At 39.2% G+C, this 4646-nt stretch carries 4 protein-coding genes and 1 pseudogene; 2 read left to right on the top strand and 3 right to left on the bottom strand.

Annotated features, from left to right (window positions below):
• Nucleotides 1-28: 28 nt before the first annotated feature.
• A complete protein-coding gene (locus tag FCV43_RS20095; protein WP_170961707.1) occupies nucleotides 29-1147 on the bottom strand; it encodes an ISAs1 family transposase in 1119 nt (372 codons plus the stop codon).
• Between the two features lie 173 nt (nucleotides 1148-1320).
• Here FCV43_RS20095 and FCV43_RS20090 point away from each other — a divergent pair.
• A pseudogene (locus FCV43_RS20090) lies at nucleotides 1321-1721 on the top strand (transposase); the annotation flags it as partial.
• A 108-nt stretch (nucleotides 1722-1829) separates the two neighbouring features.
• Here the strand turns inward: FCV43_RS20090 and FCV43_RS20085 are convergent.
• Both FCV43_RS20085 and FCV43_RS20080 read right to left on the bottom strand, forming a co-directional pair.
• Nucleotides 1830-2249, bottom strand: a complete 420-nt coding sequence (locus tag FCV43_RS20085; protein ID WP_136996176.1) for a type III secretion system chaperone — start codon at nucleotides 2247-2249, stop codon at nucleotides 1830-1832.
• Nucleotides 2250-2309: 60 nt separating this feature from the next.
• Complete coding sequence (locus FCV43_RS20080; RefSeq protein ID WP_136996175.1) at nucleotides 2310-4307, bottom strand: hypothetical protein; 1998 nt, start codon at nucleotides 4305-4307, stop codon at nucleotides 2310-2312.
• A 162-nt stretch (nucleotides 4308-4469) separates the two neighbouring features.
• On the opposite strand from FCV43_RS20080, the gene FCV43_RS20075 reads away from it, so the two are divergent.
• Nucleotides 4470-4646, top strand: a 177-nt coding sequence (locus FCV43_RS20075; RefSeq protein WP_170961706.1) for a transposase, incomplete at its 3' end; no start/stop codon positions are given.

Here is a 4646-nt window from a genome sequence, read left to right as displayed (position 1 = left end):
TCCGGTGGTCTACTCACCACTCCCCCCGTCAATAAAGGCTCGCCAGAACCTTTAAAAGGTACTCAGAATCCATCGCACACATCGCTCTTTTGTGTTTAATGCTCGCTTTCAAAGTCGTTTCACTCTTCAGCATGTTTAAACACATCTGTCTGATCCTTACAAAGTTCTCTGCACTTTCTTCCGCTCGTTTTCGGCAAGCATCTTCACCAAATGACGTATCGAGGGACCAATGCATCGACTCGACTAACCAATGTGAACGCGTTGCATTTAACAATTCTTTAGCATTTAAATGCTTCGAGCTAATGTAGTATCTCACCGTGATTTCTGACTCTTTCGCCACGGCTTCTTCTTGCCTCACAGAAACAACGATACCCATCGTTTTTAGCTCGGGCCAATCAAACTCTAAATCACCTAAAACGCCTAAATCTGTGTTGGTTAATGCCAACCTAGTTTCTTGTCTGCCACGTGATTTTTCCTGTGTGCTATAAGAATCACCATCGTGTTTTTGTAACATGCTCATATCGAAATAATTATCGAAGGCTTGCTCTAAACGACCTTGATTTCCTTTCACTGCCAACAGATAATCAGCGTTTTTGTTTAGTATTTTTTGAGCAATTTTCTTTTGACACCCCATTGCATCAATAGTGACCAAACAACCTGATATATCAAGCAGGTCGAGCAACTCTGGGATGGCAGTGATTTCATTAGATTTCTCGTAAACTTTATGTTGTCCGAGGCTAACGCCATTTTCAGTCGCAAAAGCGTTCACCATATGAATCGCACCAAGGCCACGAGAGTCATCATAAGAGCCCCTGACAGTCTTACCATCAATGACTTCACCTTCAGTAAGCTCACAGCAATCCTTCATCCATTCAATAAAGCACTTTTGTAGACGAGTCGCGTTAATCATTCCCATTGCTCGGGCTATCGTCGAAGTAGAAGGAACGCCATGTCTAAAATCACCAAATCGCTTCAAGAAATCCAACTTAGCTTCACCGTACAGACTAATTGCTTTCCAATCATCTTGGCCGGAAAGCACAGCACAAATTGTTAACAGGATGATATCAGTTAACTTGTGTTCGACTTTGCCTTGTTGTCGGCAATCTGGAATAACATCGAAATGCATAAATGGGTGCTGGTTACTCATCGTTGGATCTCCAATTTGTCTATGGAGGTATTAGAAAACACTGAAAATGATCTACAAATCGATCATCGGACAATTGATTGTTATATGATAACGCTAACTAGTGAACTTCAAAAATTGAGAACTCACCACGTCACAACCCCTTTAAACATGGGCATGTTCATGAATCTTCCCTGGACTACAAGACCATTACCGCTGACTTAAAAGAAATCTATCAAGCCACGACGGAAGATGAAGCCCTGTTGGCGTTAGAGCACTTTGGTGATAAATGGGATGAAAAGTACCCTCAAATCAGTCGCTCCTGGACGGCTCATTGGGATAATCTCAATACTCTGTTTAGCATCCTCAAGATATCCGTAAAGCTATCTACACAACGAATGCGATTGAATCACTGAACAGCGTGATTAGAAAGGCGACCAAGAAACGTAAACTGTTCCCGACAGATGAATCAGCTAGAAAGGTGGTGTATCTGGCGATTATGGATGCTTCCAAGCGATGGACAATGCCAATCCATCACTGGAAGCAAGCACTAAACCGATTTATGATTATGTTCGAAGACCGACTTGAATACTTGTAACCAAGAGCAGTTACACAGAATTATTTACAGGGTCGAAGCTTTACGTCCGAAGCGATTCAATTTTTTCTGAGGACCCCTAGATAAATTGTAACTTTATCTACCCGTTAGCTACATAAATTTCACATTAATTAAAGCCAGATCAATATGAACATTTTCATTGCAATCATCTAAAGCATGAACCTTATCTTTAATTAAATGCATATTTTCAAAAATATTATTCAGCTCGTTATGGTCAAACTTATCCTTTGGTAAGGATACGCCTAAACATAGTTCTTCGTTGTTTAATCCAATCCAGCAGCTTCCAAGTAAGTCCCGCTGCATATTTAAACTTAACCAATCACTCATCTTATTGTGGTCTACAATGATATGCAGATGTGTATACAAGGTAAATAAATCTGATTGCTTTGACGATTCTAGAACCCAAAGGCTTTCCTGATTATCGATTATTTCAATCGCATCGGATTCAGTTGGGATCTCAATTCCCCATAGTTCAGCAAGTTCTGATAATACGGCTTCAAATTTCAACATTACACCTCAATATTTTGCTTTACAAAACAAGGAATCACGCGTGATCATCAAGTTTTACTTTTATGCTTTGCTCTGTAGCCATTCGTTTGAACTTAGTAGTGCATCTAGTTGTTTTTTCGCTGAGGAGGCGATAGTAAATGGCCCCAATTTATAACTTTGACAATTTGATTTTAGTGATTCAACTTGCTTTGCCACTAAATATTGCATCCAAGGTTTATTCGATAGGTCGGTTAATTTCATTGCCTCCGAACTGGTTGATATATCGTCTTTCAGTGCCTGTAAGTGTGATATATCCATATATTGATAAGACAGACGTTCAGCTTCTTTTTCGACACCTTTAGGGTGAAACAGCTGAATTAGTCGACTTCTCCAATTTGGCTTTGGTTCTAACAATAGAGATTTTAGATCCGTTAATTTTGCCATCATTCTATCTACATCAATATTTAATGGGCTAATGCCGAGAATGTTTACATTGGCGACTTCGGCTTCATTTGGAAGTTTTTCGATATGGAAGCCAATGTTCTGATTTAACCTTGATAGGTGGTTCTCGAATGAATCTGTCTTTTCTTTGATTACAAAATTATTGCTTACAATGTTATCAAAGTCCTCAATACCGTAGGTTTTGTTCGTATCGAATAGCGTGTGTTTACTTTGAGCATTTACAGGTAAATCTATGCTGGGGCTTAGTTCTTTAAACACTGCTCCTTGCCCTCTTAATTCTGTTTTTCTTTGTAGTTCGTTGTTTTTATCAACAAAGTCAGTTCTGTTCACTGCTTTTACTAAAGCTTTTTGGAAGGTACGACATTTTAAGTCTGCTTCTGGAAACTCTTTTACATTAAACTGGTAGAGGTTAGTTTGAAGTTCAAGCTTTTGTAGCTGTGACGGCAATTGTTTCTGCTTTAGTGCATTAAGTTGCTCTTTTTCGCTCACTTCCTGTTTTACCACTTTTTGGAAGGTTGCAGCGGTTTCGGTAGATAAGCTGCTTTTTAATGCCACCTTCAGTGTTGTAGGCAACAGTTGAGACATAGGACCTAGCTTAGAGGCATTGTTAACTCTCAATATCTGCCCTAACGTTGTCTTATTTGTTAACGCTTTTTTTACTAACTGACCTAAGGAACCATTAGGGGAGTGCTCTTCAGTTAGCTTACAAAACTTACTTGCAAATTCTTCAGCCGTTTTAGGTAATGATTCAAGTTGGTAACACCCATTAGAGTATGTCATTGACCAATCATAAGAATAGCTCTGTGCGTATTCAGCATGTTTAGTGCTTGAGCTAGCATATGCGTTAAATAGTGATTCAAATTCTTTCTTTATAGAAGTGCTTTCATGCTCATAATAGTTTTGCAACTTAACGTCTGTTACTTGCTCTTTAATCGCGTTTTTTTGATTGTCAGCTTGCTTGCTCTTTTCTATGGTTGTTTTTTCTGATGAGTTTATGCTGCCCATAGATGTATTTAGGCTTGGTTCTGATGTCACATTAGTCTCTGACACAGGCTTCTCACCTGAAGCTGATACGACCGATGGCGACTTGAGTTCGATAGTATCTTTATGACCTTTCTTTGGTGTTAGAGAAATAATCTCGCTGAAAGATTGTTGGATTAGAGCTTTAAATTTAGGGTAGAACTCACCTTTAGTGGCAGAGTGTCCTTTTGTTATATCTGAAAGTAACTGTTTAAAGCCCCCGACTTTACTTGGAAGTGGGCAGGTGACGTTGAAATCTTTGCTTACCGTTACATTCGCAATATTTGACAATTCTTTTGCTCTTTTCTTTTCACTGCCAGGCTTACTTATCAAATACTCGGATAAAAAATTTTCTAGTTTTTGTGAAAAAGACATTTTGTTTTGTGAGTAGAATTCTTGTGTCCCTTTTGGTGATGTATAGGCTTGATTAAAATGAGACTTGCCCGTCGTTGGGCTTGCGACGCTTGAACCTATAGAGGTTTGTTTTGCTGATGAGACGTGTGCACTTTTTACGATACTTTGAGTTGATTCTTCGTGGTTGCTTTTCTTTATTGTTGTTGAGTTCATCGATTGATGAGTCGCTGAGATAGTAGGCATTGTGACTCCTTAGAACCTATATAAATACCGAGAGGGTAGTATAGATTAAGAGCTGCAAGGGTGACTTACAGTATTGGCCTATTTTTTTTATATATTGAAATGATCCGCACCAGCAGTTTTGGACACTGAGTTAAGTGAGTACAATCACTAATGAGGTGAACCATGACAAGTAAGAAGAAACGTATTATCCATTCTCCTGAATTTAAAGCAGAAACCCTGAAGCTGGCAGAGAACGTGGGAGTCGCTGCAGCCGCAAGACAGCTCTCGTTACATGAATCTCAGATCTACGGTTGGCGAAAAGCCACAAAGAAGAATTCTAGTATTAGCCAACGAGAACAA

This window comes from Vibrio genomosp. F6, from assembly GCF_005146325.1.
Taxonomy (GTDB): domain Bacteria; phylum Pseudomonadota; class Gammaproteobacteria; order Enterobacterales; family Vibrionaceae; genus Vibrio; species Vibrio cortegadensis.
The sequence above is the reverse complement of the archived record's forward strand: the minus strand, read 5'-3'. Positions and strand labels throughout refer to the sequence as shown.